10 protein-coding genes are annotated in these 12,641 nt (G+C 62.0%); 4 read left to right on the top strand and 6 right to left on the bottom strand.

Annotation, left to right across the window (positions count from 1 at the left end; all coding sequences use genetic code 11):
* Window positions 1-84: 84 nt before the first annotated feature.
* The 5 genes from relA to ACIQV9_RS22275 all read right to left on the bottom strand — a co-directional run bounded on the left by relA (window position 85) and on the right by ACIQV9_RS22275 (window position 6,982).
* Window positions 85-2,328, bottom strand: a complete 2,244-nt coding sequence (gene relA, locus ACIQV9_RS22295) for a GTP diphosphokinase (RefSeq protein ID WP_403105997.1) — start codon at window positions 2,326-2,328, stop codon at window positions 85-87.
* A 122-nt stretch (window positions 2,329-2,450) separates the two neighbouring features.
* Complete coding sequence (gene rlmD, locus ACIQV9_RS22290; protein ID WP_403105994.1) at window positions 2,451-3,803, bottom strand: 23S rRNA (uracil(1939)-C(5))-methyltransferase RlmD; 1,353 nt, start codon at window positions 3,801-3,803, stop codon at window positions 2,451-2,453.
* Window positions 3,803-4,705: a cysteine synthase CysM gene (cysM, locus tag ACIQV9_RS22285; RefSeq protein WP_403105992.1), complete on the bottom strand. Its 903-nt coding sequence runs from the start codon at window positions 4,703-4,705 to the stop codon at window positions 3,803-3,805. Before cysM ends, rlmD begins: the two co-directional genes overlap by 1 nt.
* An 80-nt stretch (window positions 4,706-4,785) precedes the next feature.
* On the bottom strand, window positions 4,786-6,273 hold the full coding sequence (locus ACIQV9_RS22280) for a histidine kinase sensor domain-containing protein (RefSeq protein WP_403105989.1): 1,488 nt from the start codon (window positions 6,271-6,273) through the stop codon (window positions 4,786-4,788).
* Complete coding sequence (locus ACIQV9_RS22275; protein ID WP_403105987.1) at window positions 6,260-6,982, bottom strand: response regulator transcription factor; 723 nt, start codon at window positions 6,980-6,982, stop codon at window positions 6,260-6,262. The genes ACIQV9_RS22280 and ACIQV9_RS22275 overlap by 14 nt, the downstream gene beginning before the upstream one ends.
* Before the next feature lie 214 nt (window positions 6,983-7,196).
* On the opposite strand from ACIQV9_RS22275, the gene ACIQV9_RS22270 reads away from it, so the two are divergent.
* Together ACIQV9_RS22270 and ACIQV9_RS22265 are read left to right on the top strand one after the other, a co-directional pair.
* On the top strand, window positions 7,197-9,950 hold the full coding sequence (locus ACIQV9_RS22270) for a response regulator (RefSeq protein WP_403105984.1): 2,754 nt from the start codon (window positions 7,197-7,199) through the stop codon (window positions 9,948-9,950).
* Between the two features lie 254 nt (window positions 9,951-10,204).
* A complete protein-coding gene (locus ACIQV9_RS22265) occupies window positions 10,205-11,194 on the top strand; it encodes a 2-hydroxyacid dehydrogenase (RefSeq protein ID WP_403105982.1) in 990 nt (329 codons plus the stop codon).
* Between the two features lie 5 nt (window positions 11,195-11,199).
* On the opposite strand, the gene ACIQV9_RS22260 is transcribed toward ACIQV9_RS22265, so the two are convergent.
* On the bottom strand, window positions 11,200-11,601 hold the full coding sequence (locus ACIQV9_RS22260) for a hypothetical protein (RefSeq protein ID WP_403105979.1): 402 nt from the start codon (window positions 11,599-11,601) through the stop codon (window positions 11,200-11,202).
* 134 nt (window positions 11,602-11,735) lie between these two features.
* Between ACIQV9_RS22260 and ACIQV9_RS22255 the strand changes: the two genes are divergently transcribed.
* Window positions 11,736-12,170: a hypothetical protein gene (locus ACIQV9_RS22255; protein WP_403105976.1), complete on the top strand. Its 435-nt coding sequence runs from the start codon at window positions 11,736-11,738 to the stop codon at window positions 12,168-12,170.
* Window positions 12,170-12,574, top strand: a complete 405-nt coding sequence (locus tag ACIQV9_RS22250; RefSeq protein WP_010457111.1) for an META domain-containing protein — start codon at window positions 12,170-12,172, stop codon at window positions 12,572-12,574. The genes ACIQV9_RS22255 and ACIQV9_RS22250 overlap by 1 nt, the downstream gene beginning before the upstream one ends.
* The last annotated feature ends 67 nt before the right edge of the window (window positions 12,575-12,641 follow it).

Here is a 12,641-nt window from a genome sequence, read left to right as displayed (position 1 = left end):
CTGTAGGAGCGAGGCTTGCCCGCGAAGGCGGTGTGACAGGTATGACGCCTTCGCGGGCAAGCCTCGCTCCTACAGGGAACATCGTCACGGAGTACGGTTACGCCGGGTTTCGATGATGTTTGGCAACTGGGAAATTCGCCCCAGCAACCGCCCCAGTGCATCCAGCCCAGGAATCTCGATGGTCAGGGACATCAGCGCGGTGTTGTCCTCTTTGTTCGAGCGGGTGTTGACCGCCAGCACGTTGATCCGCTCGTTGAGCAGCACTTGCGACACGTCACGCAGCAAACCGGAACGGTCGTAGGCGCGGATGATGATGTCCACCGGGTAGGTGAGCACCGGCACCGGGCCCCAGCTGACCTGGATGATCCGCTCCGGCTCGCGCCCGCCCAGTTGCAGCACCGAGGCGCAGTCCTGACGGTGAATGCTCACGCCACGGCCCTGGGTGATGTAACCGACGATGGCATCCCCCGGCAACGGCTGGCAGCAACCGGCCATTTGCGTCATGAGGTTGCCGACGCCCTGGATCTGAATGTCGCCGCGCTTGCCCGGTTTGTAGCCGGTGGCTTTGCGCGGGATCAGTTCCAGCTGCTCGTTGCCGCGTTCCGGCTCGACCAGTTGCTGCGCCAGGTTCACCAGTTGCGCCAGGCGCAAATCGCCGGCACCCAACGCGGCGTACATGTCCTCGGCGGTCTTCATGTTGGCCTTGTCGGCCAGCTTGTCAAAGTCCACCGCTGGCAAGCCAAGGCGACTGAGCTCACGTTCGAGCAAGGTTTTACCGGCCGCGACGTTCTGATCACGTGCCTGCAACTTGAACCAGTGAACGATCTTCGCCCGTGCCCGCGAGGTGGTGATGTAACCCAGGTTCGGGTTCAGCCAGTCGCGGCTCGGGGTGCCGTGCTTGCTGGTGATGATCTCGACCTGTTCACCGGTTTGCAGACTGTAGTTGAGCGGTACGATGCGCCCGTTGATCTTTGCGCCACGGCAGTTGTGACCGATTTCGGTGTGCACGCGGTAGGCGAAGTCCAGCGGCGTCGCGCCCTTCGGCAGGTCGATGGCATGACCGTCCGGGGTGAAGATGTAGACCCGGTCCGGCTCGATATCCACCCGCAGTTGTTCGGCCAGGCCGCCGATATCGCCCAGCTCTTCATGCCACTCGAGTACCTGACGCAGCCAGGATATTTTCTCTTCGTAGTGATTGGAGCCGGACTTGACGTCGGTGCCCTTGTACTTCCAGTGCGCGCACACGCCCAGCTCGGCTTCTTCGTGCATGGCATGCGTGCGGATCTGCACTTCCAGCACCTTGCCCTCGGGGCCGATCACCGCGGTGTGCAGCGAGCGGTAGCCGTTCTCTTTCGGGTTGGCGATGTAGTCGTCGAATTCCTTCGGGATGTGCCGCCACAACGTGTGGACGATGCCCAGCGCGGTGTAGCAGTCGCGCATTTCCGGCACCAGCACGCGCACGGCACGCACGTCGTAGATCTGGCTGAACTCCAGACCCTTGCGCTGCATTTTGCGCCAGATCGAATAGATGTGTTTGGCCCGGCCACTGATGTCGGCATCGACGCCGGTGGCCTGCAATTCGTCCTTGAGCTGGGTCATCACGTCGGCGATGAAGCGCTCGCGATCCAGACGCCGCTCGTGGAGCAACTTGGCGATCTGCTTGTACTGATCGGGCTCGAGGTAACGGAAGGACAAATCCTCCAGTTCCCATTTGATATGACCGATACCGAGACGGTGAGCCAGCGGCGCGTAAATGTCGAAGACTTCACGGGCTACGCGATTACGCTTTTCGTCGTCGGCGGTTTTCACCGCACGGATCGCGCAGGTGCGTTCAGCCAGCTTGATCAGCGCGACACGAACGTCGTCGACCATGGCCACGAGCATTTTGCGCAGGTTTTCGACCTGCCCCTGAGTGCCCAGCACCAACGATTGACGGGGGCTCAGACTGGCGCTGATCGCCGCCATGCGCAACACGCCGTCGATGAGTTTGGCGACCACCGGACCGAAGCGCTGGCTGACCGCCGGCAGTTCGATCTGGCCTTCGCGCACGCCGCGGTACAGGACCGCTGCGACCAACGAATCCTGATCCAGTTTGAGGTCGGCGAGAATCTCGGCGATCTCAAGGCCCGTGCGGAAACTCGAGGTCCCTTCGGACCATAGATTTTTCGCCGCATTGGCCTGTTGCTCAGACGCGCGAGCGAACTCGCACGCTTCCTTCAAGGCTTCGCGATCCAGTGCCAGATCGACACTGACCGCATGATCGAGCCAAGCCTCGAGATTGATACTGCCGTCGGTGTTGATCGGCTGGTGTGCTCTCACCTGTACCATCTTGCTTACCTTCCCTACGACGCAGATTCAATGCGTCAATTCGCTGACCTTCATTGCCCGATTGCCCTCACGGGGCTAATGCGAGAGCTGCACGGGCGGCCAGTCGGACCAGACGAGCCGTCCTAGCTCGCTTCAAATAACGCCATGGCCTCGACATGTGCCGTCTGAGGAAACATATCGAGAATCCCGGCACGTTTTAACCGGTAGCCCTGCTTGATCAATTCGACCGTATCGCGCGCCAGCGTTGCCGGGTTACACGAGACGTACACCAACCGCTTGGCGCCCAGGGACGCCAGCTTGCGCACGACCTCGAAAGCACCGTCACGCGGTGGGTCCAAGAGTACCGCACAAAAGCCTTCGCGCGCCCATTCGGCATCGGTCAAAGGCTGGGATAAATCGGCCTGAAAAAACCGGGCGTTATGCAGATTATTGCTAGCCGCATTTTCGGCGGCGCGCTCGACCATTGCCTGCACACCTTCCACCGCCACCACTTCGCGAACGGCCTTGGCCAGTGGCAGTGCAAAGTTACCCAGACCGCAGAACAGATCAAGAACCCGCTCATCCGCTGTCGGCTTCAACCAGTCCAGCGCCTGGGCAATCATCGCTTCGTTGACCCCGGCGTTGACCTGGATGAAATCCCCTGGCCGATACGCCAGGTTCAGATCCCACGCCTCAAGTCGATAACCCAGCGACTGATCGGCCTCGACCGGTTGCGGCTCGCCGTCACCGTGCAGCCACAACTGGGCTTCATGGAACGCGCAGAAATCCTTGAGGATGGTCAGGTCAGCGTCGGACAACGGCGCCATGTGCCGCAGCAAAACCGCCAATGACGATCCGGCGAACAATTCCACATGACCCAGCGCCTGAGGTTTGCTCAAGCGTCGAAGCATCTCCGGCAAGCGGGTCATAATCGGCTGCAAGGGTTGTACCAGCACCATGCATTCGTTGATCGCAACGATGTCCTGACTGCCCGCCGCGCGGAAACCGACTTCGAGTTTTTTAGCTTTCATGTCCCAGCGCACCGCCACTCGGGCGCGACGACGGTAACCGAATTCCGGACCGCTCAACGGCGCTGCCCACACTTGGGGTTCGACACCGGCCACCTTGGACAGTTGCTCGGCGAGCATGCGCTGTTTCAGGGCGAGTTGTTCGTTGTGCGGCAGATGTTGCACGCTGCAACCGCCGCAGCGACCGGCATGCGGACACGGTGCCGGGCGACGCAATTCGCTGGCCTGGAACACCCGTTCGGTGCGCGCCTCGACCACTTTGCCGTGAGCGCCCAACACGCGCGCCTCGACTTCTTCACCGGCCAATGCGCCGATGACGAACCAGGTGCGACCTTCGAAAAACGCGATACCGCGACCGTCATTGGCCAGGCGCTCGATGCTCAAGCGCTGCTTTTTGCCGGTGGGAATTTGCGGGGCCTTGCTGCCACCGGTGGGTTGGAAGCGCAGGCCTCTCTCTTGCTTGGCCATCAGTTGGGCGCGTCGAAAATGCCGGTCGACAAGTAACGGTCGCCACGGTCGCAAATGATCGCGACGATCACCGCGTTTTCAACTTCTTTGGACAGGCGCAGCATCGCTGCCACGGCACCGCCCGAGGACACGCCGCAGAAAATGCCTTCTTCACGGGCCAGGCGGCGGGTCACGTCTTCGGCTTCGCTTTGCGCCATGTCGACGATGCGGTCCACGCGATCGGCCTGGTAGATCTTCGGCAGGTATTCCTGCGGCCAGCGACGGATGCCCGGAATCGCCGAACCTTCCATCGGTTGCAGGCCGATGATCTGCACGTTGTCGTTCTGCTCTTTCAAGTAGCGCGAGACACCCATGATGGTGCCGGTGGTGCCCATCGAACTGACGAAATGGGTGATGGTGCCCTCGGTCTGGCGCCAGATTTCCGGGCCGGTGGTGGTGTAGTGCGCTTCAGGGTTATCGCCGTTGGCGAACTGATCCAGCACCTTGCCACGGCCTTCGGCTTCCATTCGCTGAGCGAGGTCGCGCGCGCCTTCCATGCCTTCTTCCTGGGTGACCAGAATCAGCTCGGCGCCATAGGCCGTCATCGCGGCCTTACGTTCGGCGCTCGAGTTGTCCGGCATGATCAGGATCATCTTGTAACCCTTGATCGCGGCAGCCATGGCCAGCGCAATCCCGGTGTTACCCGAGGTCGCTTCGATCAGCGTATCGCCGGCGTGGATCTGCCCGCGCAGTTCAGCGCGGGTAATCATCGACAGCGCCGGCCGGTCCTTGACCGAACCCGCCGGGTTATTCCCTTCGAGCTTGAGTAAAAGGGTATTGCTGGTGACGCCAGGCAGGCGCTGCAAACGGACCAGCGGGGTGTTGCCGACGCAATCGGCGATGGTTGGGTACTGCAAGGTCATGGCGTATTCGCAATCCAGACTGCGGGGGCGCCTATCATACCGGCAAACCTGCGCAGGCCATATCACGCAAAGTGCGGTGCTTATGGCTTATGGGAATAAGAAACGATGATCAGGTTGTTCGACCTGGGAATTGTCGCACCGGTGGCGAGACTTTTTCGTGATGGTGACCCGACGGGCCTAATCGCGGGCAAGTCGAAGGCGTCATCACTGACGCCATCCATCTCAGCCACCAACCGAATATTCAGCCGCAACCCCGCCCCGGCATTCTCAGCCCAAAGACTCCCACCCTGACGCTGCACCGCATTCTTCGCAATGCTCAACCCCAACCCGAACCCTCCATCCCCCGGCCGCGAACCGTCGAGTCGAATGAACGGGCAGAAGATCCGCTCCAGATCCGCCTCAGCCACTCCTCCACCCTCATCCTCCAGCCACAAATGCCAGAAGTCGCCGTCACGTTGCCCGCCAAAACGAACGATGCCGCCGCTCGGTGAATGACGAATGGCATTGCGCAGAATGTTTTCCAGCGCCTGGGCGAGGGTATTGAGATTGCCCCGGACCCAGCACGATGAATCCACCGCACACTGCAACTGGCTCGCCGGCCAGCCGCTTTCATAGCAGGCGTTTTCCGTGAGCATTTCCCACAGCGCCTGGACCTGAATCGCTTCGTCGGGTAACGGCGCGCGCTCGGTGTCGAGCCAGGCCAGTTGCAGCGTGTCTTCCACCAGGCGCTGCATGCCATCGACTTCTCGCCCGATGCGCTCGCGCAGTTGCGCCAGCCCCTGCTCGCTTTCACTGGCGACCCGCAGTCGGCTCAGCGGCGTACGCAGTTCGTGGGACAAGTCGCGCAGCAGTTGCTGTTGCAGGGCCACGGTGCTTTGCAGCCGCTCGGCCATGTGATCGAACGCCCGGCCCAGTTCACCGAGTTCATCCGACCGATTGGTGGTGTGTCTCGACAGACGCACGTTCAACTGGTCGGCGCGCCAGGCGTTGGCCTGTTCGCGTAAATGGTTCAGCGGCACGACCAGCAATCGATAAAGACCGACGCACAATAAAAGGGTGAACAGGCCGGGGATCACGCCGTTGGTGATCACGCGCCAGAACACCCGGTATTGGCCGGGCATGAAGCGCTGGGGCAGTTCGATGACCAGACTGCCGGCGGTCGGATCGCCGGGAAACGGCACCCGCAGCCACGGCAGGCGTTTCTTGTGTATGGGCCAATCCAGGCCGCGCAGAAAGGTCAGACGCTCGATCTCCTTGTCCGTCAGCGCCTGGCTGCCCAACGACTGTAGATCACCGCCAATCACACCGGCCCAGCCTGTTTCCCGCTGTCGCATGGCGTGCAGCCAGCGATCCACACCCGCACGCTGGTCCTGGCGCCACGCCTGTTCGGCTTCGGTGGCATAACCCGTCAGCGTGCCTCGAGCCTCATCCGACAGGAACTGGTTTCGCTGCTCCATGTAGCGGCCCCAGGACCAGCTCAGCCAGATCATCAGCAGACAGAACGCCACCAACAGACACGCCAGTTTCCAGAACAGCGAGTGCCGGCCCGGCAGGTCAGACCATTTCATCGCCGGCACTCAACACGTAACCCTTGCCCCAGACCGTGCGCACTTCGCGCTCGGTGTAGCCGATGCCTTTGAGTTTGCGGCGGATCTGACTGATGTGCATGTCGAGGCTGCGGTCATGGGCCGCAAAACCGCGTTGCAGCACGTGCTGATAAAGGAAGGCTTTGCTCAACACTTCATCGCCGTTGCGATTCAGGGTGTCGAGCAATCGATACTCGCTGCGGGTCAGGCCGGCGGCGTGTTCACCATAGGAAACGTCGCAGAGTTCGTCATCGAAACGCAGGCTGTCGACCGGGGCCGCGACCACTGCCGGCTCCGGTCGACGGTCGAGCGCCACCCGGCGCAGGATCGCTTCGATGCGCACCCGCAACTCGGCCATGCTGAAGGGTTTGGGCAGGTAATCGTCAGCCCCCAGGCGAAAACCGCTGATGCGGTCCGCCTCGGCGCCCAGCGCCGACATCAGCACCACCGGGGTCGAATGGCTCTGACGCAATTGCGTCAGCACGTTCAACCCGTTCAGGCCTGGCAGCAAAATATCCATCAACACCACGTCAAAGGGCCGCTGACGGGCAATGTCCAGGCCTTCCTGTCCGTTCTGGCACCAGGTCACCTGAAAACCGCAACGGCCCAGATGCTCGTGCACGTAGGCGCCGAGGACGAGGTCGTCTTCGATGGACAGGATGCGCGGATGGCCAACAGAGATGGGAGTCATGAGTATCTGCAAATAATTCTCAGTTGGCGATTATTCAAGATTGCCTGACGATGGGCAACCCAAGGTTTGCCCGCGGCGCAAAAGCGGCGATCCGGCCGACGAATGACGACATCAATTTTACGAAGATTGCCTGCCTGCAAATCGCTACACTGGCCCGGTGGCGCGTGCCGGACGCACGTGCAGGTCAATCAATCGCTGGATGCAGGAGAGATGCGTGCTCAAGAAACTGGGAATTAAAGGCCGCGTGCTGTTGCTGACCCTGTTGCCGACCACCCTGATGGCGCTGCTCCTGGGCGGCTATTTCACCTGGACGCAGCAATCCGACCTGCAAACCCAATTGATGCAGCGCGGTGAGATGATCGCCGAACAGCTCGCGCCCTTGGTGGCCCCAGCCATGGGTCACAAAGACAACGAGTTGCTGGAGCGTATCGCCACCCAGTCGCTGGAAACGCCGGACGTACGCGCCGTAACCTTCCTCGCCCCCGACCGCACGCTCGTGGCTCACGCCGGCCCGACCATGCTCAACCCGGCACCAATGGGCAATGGCTCGCAGATGCTGCGCCGCAGTGGCAACGATGCGACTCGTTACCTGCTGCCGGTGTTCGGCAAGCACCGCAACCTCGCCGGCGACCTGATACCCGATGAAGCCGAACGCCTGCTGGGCTGGGTCGAGCTCGAACTGTCCCACAGCGGCATGCTGCTGCGCGGTTACCGCAGCCTGTTCGCCAGCCTGCTGCTGATCGGCGCGGGCCTGGCCGGTGCAGCGCTGCTTGCCTTGCGCATGGGCCGGACCATCAATCGGCCGATCAGCCAGATCAAACTGGCGGTGGCGCAACTCAAGGACGGTCACCTGGAAACCCGCCTGCCACCCCTTGGCAGTCAGGAACTGGATGAGCTCGCGTCCGGCATCAACCGCATGGCCGGCACGTTGCAAAACGCTCAGGAAGAGTTGCAGAACAGTGTCGACCAGGCCACCGAAGACGTGCGCCAGAACCTGGAGACCATCGAGATCCAGAACATCGAACTGGACCTGGCGCGCAAGGAAGCCCTGGAAGCGAGCCGGATCAAATCCGAATTCCTGGCCAACATGAGCCATGAAATCCGCACGCCGCTCAACGGTATTCTCGGCTTCACGCACCTGCTGCAAAAAAGCGAGCTGACCCCGCGCCAGCTCGACTATCTGGGCACCATCGAAAAGTCCGCCGACAGCCTGCTGGGGATCATCAACGAGATCCTCGACTTCTCTAAAATCGAGGCCGGCAAACTGGTGCTCGACAATATTCCGTTCAACCTGCGCGACCTGCTGCAAGACACCCTGACCATCCTCGCCCCGGCCGCCCACGCCAAACAGCTTGAGTTGGTGAGCCTGGTTTATCGCGACACGCCGTTGTCGCTGGTGGGCGATCCGCTGCGACTCAAGCAGATCCTCACGAACCTGGTGAGCAACGCGATCAAGTTCACCCGCGAAGGCACCATCGTCGCCCGGGCCATGCTCGAAGAAGAGCACGAAGACAGTGTGCAACTGCGCATCAGCATTCAGGACACCGGCATCGGCCTGTCGAACCAGGACGTGCGCGCCCTGTTCCAGGCGTTCAGCCAGGCTGACAACTCGCTGTCCCGCCAGCCCGGCGGTACCGGTTTGGGGTTGGTGATTTCCAAGCGCCTGATCGAACAGATGGGCGGCGAGATCGGTGTCGACAGTACGCCGGGCGAAGGCTCGGAATTCTGGATCAGCCTCAGCCTGCCCAAGACCCGCGACGACGCCGAAGACCTGCCCGGCCCACCGCTGCTCGGGCGCCGCGTGGCGGTGCTGGAAAACCATGAACTGGCCCGTCAGGCCTTGCAGCATCAGCTGGAAGATTGCGGCCTCGTCGTGACGCCGTTCAATACCCTGGAAAGCCTGGCCAATGGCGTGACCGGCGCGCATCAGACCGATCAGGCGATCGATCTGGCGGTCCTCGGCATCACCAGCAACGACATGCCACCGGAGCGCCTCAACCAGCACATCTGGGACCTTGAGCACCTGGGCTGCAAAGTGCTGGTGCTGTGCCCGACCACTGAACAGACGCTGTTCCACCTCTCGGTGCCCAACCCGCACAGTCAGCTTCAGTCCAAGCCGGCCTGCACCCGCAAGTTGCGTCGGGCGTTGTCCGATCTGGTCAACCCGCGCCAGCAGCGCAGCGAACCCGGCGAACCGGTATCGAGCCGCGCGCCGAAGGTGCTGTGCGTCGACGACAACCCGGCCAACCTTCTGCTGGTGCAAACCCTGCTCGAAGACATGGGCGCCAAGGTGCTCGCGGTCGAAAGCGGTTACGCGGCGGTCAAGGCGGTGCAAAGCGAGACCTTTGACCTGGTGTTGATGGACGTGCAAATGCCCGGCATGGACGGGCGTCAAAGCACCGAGGCGATTCGTCAGTGGGAAAGCGAGCGGCATTGCACGCCGCTGCCGATCGTCGCCCTCACCGCCCACGCCATGGCCAACGAAAAACGCGCGCTGCTGCAAAGCGGCATGGACGACTACCTGACCAAACCGATCAGCGAACGGCAACTGGCGCAGGTGGTGTTGAAGTGGACCGGCCTGGCGTTGCGCAATCACGGGCCAGAGCGCTCCAGCGACAGCCATGGCGGCGCCCATGAATTGCAGGTGCTCGACCACGACGAAGGCTTGCGCCTGGCCGCCGGCAAAGCCGATCTGGCCGCGGACATGCTGGCGATGTTGCTGGCCTCCCTCGAAGCCGACCGCGAGGCGATTCGTCTGGCCCGGGAAACCAATGACCACAACGCGCTGATCGAACGCGTCCACCGCCTGCATGGCGCGACCCGTTATTGCGGCGTCCCGCAACTGCGTGCCGCCTGCCAGCGCAGCGAAACCCTGCTCAAGCAACAGGACCCCAAAGCCCCCGGCGCACTGGAAGAACTCGACCGGGCGATCAATCGCCTGGCCGCCCACGCCCGGATAAACGCTTGATGCAGCGCAATGGCACCGAACGCCCTCGGCGCTAAGCTAACCGGTCCCTGTAGCAGCTGGCGAAGCCCTGTGGCGAGGGGATTTATCCCCGTCCGGCTGCGCAGCAGTCGTAAACCCGGTGTGCACAGTTTTCCTGAAACACCGTGGTTGAATGGTTTCACGACTGCTTCGCAGCCGAACGGGGATAAATCCCCTCGCCACAGGGCTTCGCCAGCTCCTACATAAAGCGTGATCGAGTTTTTCAGGAGGACCGCATGCGCACGATTCTTTTCAGCAGCCAGACCTACGACCGCGACAGTTTTCTCGGCGCCGAACTGCCCGCCGGTATCGAGCTGCACTTTCAATCGGCGCGGCTGAGCCTCGATACGGTGGCGTTGGCGGAATATCACGAGGTGGTCTGCGCATTCATCAATGATGACTTGAGCGCTCCGGTGCTGGAACGCCTGGCAGCGGGCGGTACTCGCTTGATCGCCCTGCGCTCGGCCGGCTACAACCATGTCGACCTGGCGGTGGCGAAGCTGTTGGGGCTGTCGATTGTGCGGGTCCCGGCCTACTCGCCGCACGCGGTGGCCGAGCACGCGGTGGCGTTGATCCTGGCGCTCAACCGCCGGCTGCACCGCGCCTACAACCGCACCCGCGAAGGGGATTTCAGCCTGCATGGCCTGACCGGTTTCGATTTGGTGGGCAAGACCGTCGGCGTGGTCGGTACCGGGCAGATCGGCGCGACCTTCGCGAAAATCATGAATGGTTTCGGTTGCCGGTTGCTCGCCTACGACCCCTACCCCAACCCGCAGGTCGAAGCCCTCGGTGCTCGTTACCTGAGCTTGCCCGAGCTGCTGGCCGAATCGCAGATCATCAGCCTGCACTGCCCGCTCAACGAGCAGAGCAAACACCTGATCAACCGCGAGTCACTGGCGCACATGCAGCCCGGTGCGATGTTGATCAACACCGGGCGTGGCGGTCTGGTGGACACCCCGGCGCTGATTGATGCACTGAAAGACGGCCAATTGGGGTATCTGGGGCTGGATGTCTATGAAGAGGAGGCGCAGCTGTTCTTCGAAGACCGCTCCGACCTGCCGCTGCAGGATGATGTGCTGGCGCGGTTGCTGACCTTTCCCAACGTGATCATCACCGCGCACCAGGCCTTCCTGACCCGCGAAGCCCTGGACGCGATTGCCACGACGACCCTGCAGAACATCGCGGCCTGGGCCGCTGGCGCACCGCAGAATCAGGTCGAAGGCTGAGCCGATCAGGCTTTGGACAAGAGAATCATCAGGCCCAGCCAGCCGAACCCCAGCAAGCGTTGCCCTACTGAATGCCCGCGACGCAGCAGGAACCAGACAAAAAACGGCGGCAGAAAGAAAATCATCAGCTTCAGCCACAGTTCCACCGGACGCACGCCGTTGGAGGCGGGCATCGGTGCCACCACCTCGGCTTCGACTGCGGTCTTTCGCTTACGTCCGAACGCGGCCGGGGTCACCCTGGCGACTTTCTCATCGGCCGGCAAACGCCCGAAAGAAAGGGGGGCCTGCACAGGCGATTCCGTCGAAGTGGCCGCTTGCACCGCTCCCGCCGGTGCACCGCAATGAATGCAAGCAGGCGCCGTGGAGCTGATGCGTTGCTTGCACTCAAAACATTCGATTAACGCCATGTCCGTTCCTTAGAAATGCAAAAGCGGCAGTGTGCCATGAGTCAGCAGGTAATTTGAACCAGATCGAAGGTCATCTGCCCGCGCCATGCTGCGTGCAGGCCCGTGATAGCATACCGCGCATATTTGGAGGACCCATGGTCGAACACGATTTCCGCTACAGCCTGATGAACCCGCAACACACCCTCACCGAATGCCGCGCCCTTGTGCCGGGGCGTTATCAAGTCACCGGCAACGGCGGCTCGATTCGTAATAATGACGTGCTGGTCGTGACCCTCAAAGGTGCCAAGGACCTGTCCATGCGCCTGACCGTGGAAACGGTTCGCCACTTGATCAACCCGCCGGGCCAATGGGTCGCGGTGGCCAGTGGTCCGGTGTTCGGCGAATTGGCGATCCACACCTGGAAAGTCAACTGCGACAGCTGCGCCAAAGCGCTGAGCTTTGAGTTTGCGGTCGACGCCAAACTGGGCAACAAGGCTGAAAAACCTGCTGCCACCGCGCGGATTGGCGAGTTGGGCTGGTCCACCGTTGGCGAGAAGCACCTGTGCCCGACATGCCAGGAGCCCGCGTGATGAAACGCCTCGCCCTGACCGCTCTGGTCGGTGCCAGCCTGCTGGGCTGCGCCGCCGAGCCGGTGAAATTGCAACAAAATCGCAGCTACATCCTGGAATGGATCGGCGAACGTCCGTTGATGGACTACAGCCACCTGACCATCACTCTGGGTGAAGACGGCCGGGCTTACGGCAATGGCGGCTGCAACCACTGGTTTGCGCCGTACACGCTGGAAGGCGACAAGCTGAGCTTCGGCAAGATCGGCAGCACCCGCAAAATGTGCGCGCCGGCCGTGATGGAGCAGGAAAAGCGCTTCATGCAGGCCCTGGAAAACGTGCAGCGCTGGGATGTTTCGCCGATCGAGCAGATGCGCTTCTGGCCGGCGGAAGGCAAGCCGTTGCGTTGGTGGCTTGAAGAGGGTTGATCCCTTCCTCACTGCGGACACGTGACCTCTGTGGCGAGGGGGTTTACCCCCGTTCGGCTGCGAAGCA

Origin of the sequence: Pseudomonas sp. NPDC099000, assembly GCF_044759925.1 — a bacterium.
In the GTDB taxonomy this organism is placed as follows: Bacteria; Pseudomonadota; Gammaproteobacteria; order Pseudomonadales; family Pseudomonadaceae; genus Aquipseudomonas.
Note: the sequence above shows the minus strand (reverse complement) of the source record. Positions and strands in the feature narration are given on the sequence as shown.

Excerpts from the sequence above, each read along its gene's own strand:
- relA (WP_403105997.1), bottom strand. The coding sequence starts at position 2,328 with ATGGTACAGGTGAGAGCACACCAGCCGATCAACACCGACGGCAGTATC.
- rlmD (WP_403105994.1), bottom strand. The coding sequence starts at position 3,803 with ATGGCCAAGCAAGAGAGAGGCCTGCGCTTCCAACCCACCGGTGGCAGC.
- cysM (WP_403105992.1), bottom strand. The coding sequence starts at position 4,705 with ATGACCTTGCAGTACCCAACCATCGCCGATTGCGTCGGCAACACCCCG.
- ACIQV9_RS22280 (WP_403105989.1), bottom strand. The coding sequence starts at position 6,273 with ATGAAATGGTCTGACCTGCCGGGCCGGCACTCGCTGTTCTGGAAACTG.
- ACIQV9_RS22275 (WP_403105987.1), bottom strand. The coding sequence starts at position 6,982 with ATGACTCCCATCTCTGTTGGCCATCCGCGCATCCTGTCCATCGAAGAC.
- ACIQV9_RS22265 (WP_403105982.1), top strand. The coding sequence starts at position 10,205 with ATGCGCACGATTCTTTTCAGCAGCCAGACCTACGACCGCGACAGTTTT.
- ACIQV9_RS22260 (WP_403105979.1), bottom strand. The coding sequence starts at position 11,601 with ATGGCGTTAATCGAATGTTTTGAGTGCAAGCAACGCATCAGCTCCACG.
- ACIQV9_RS22255 (WP_403105976.1), top strand. The coding sequence starts at position 11,736 with ATGGTCGAACACGATTTCCGCTACAGCCTGATGAACCCGCAACACACC.
- ACIQV9_RS22250 (WP_010457111.1), top strand. The coding sequence starts at position 12,170 with ATGAAACGCCTCGCCCTGACCGCTCTGGTCGGTGCCAGCCTGCTGGGC.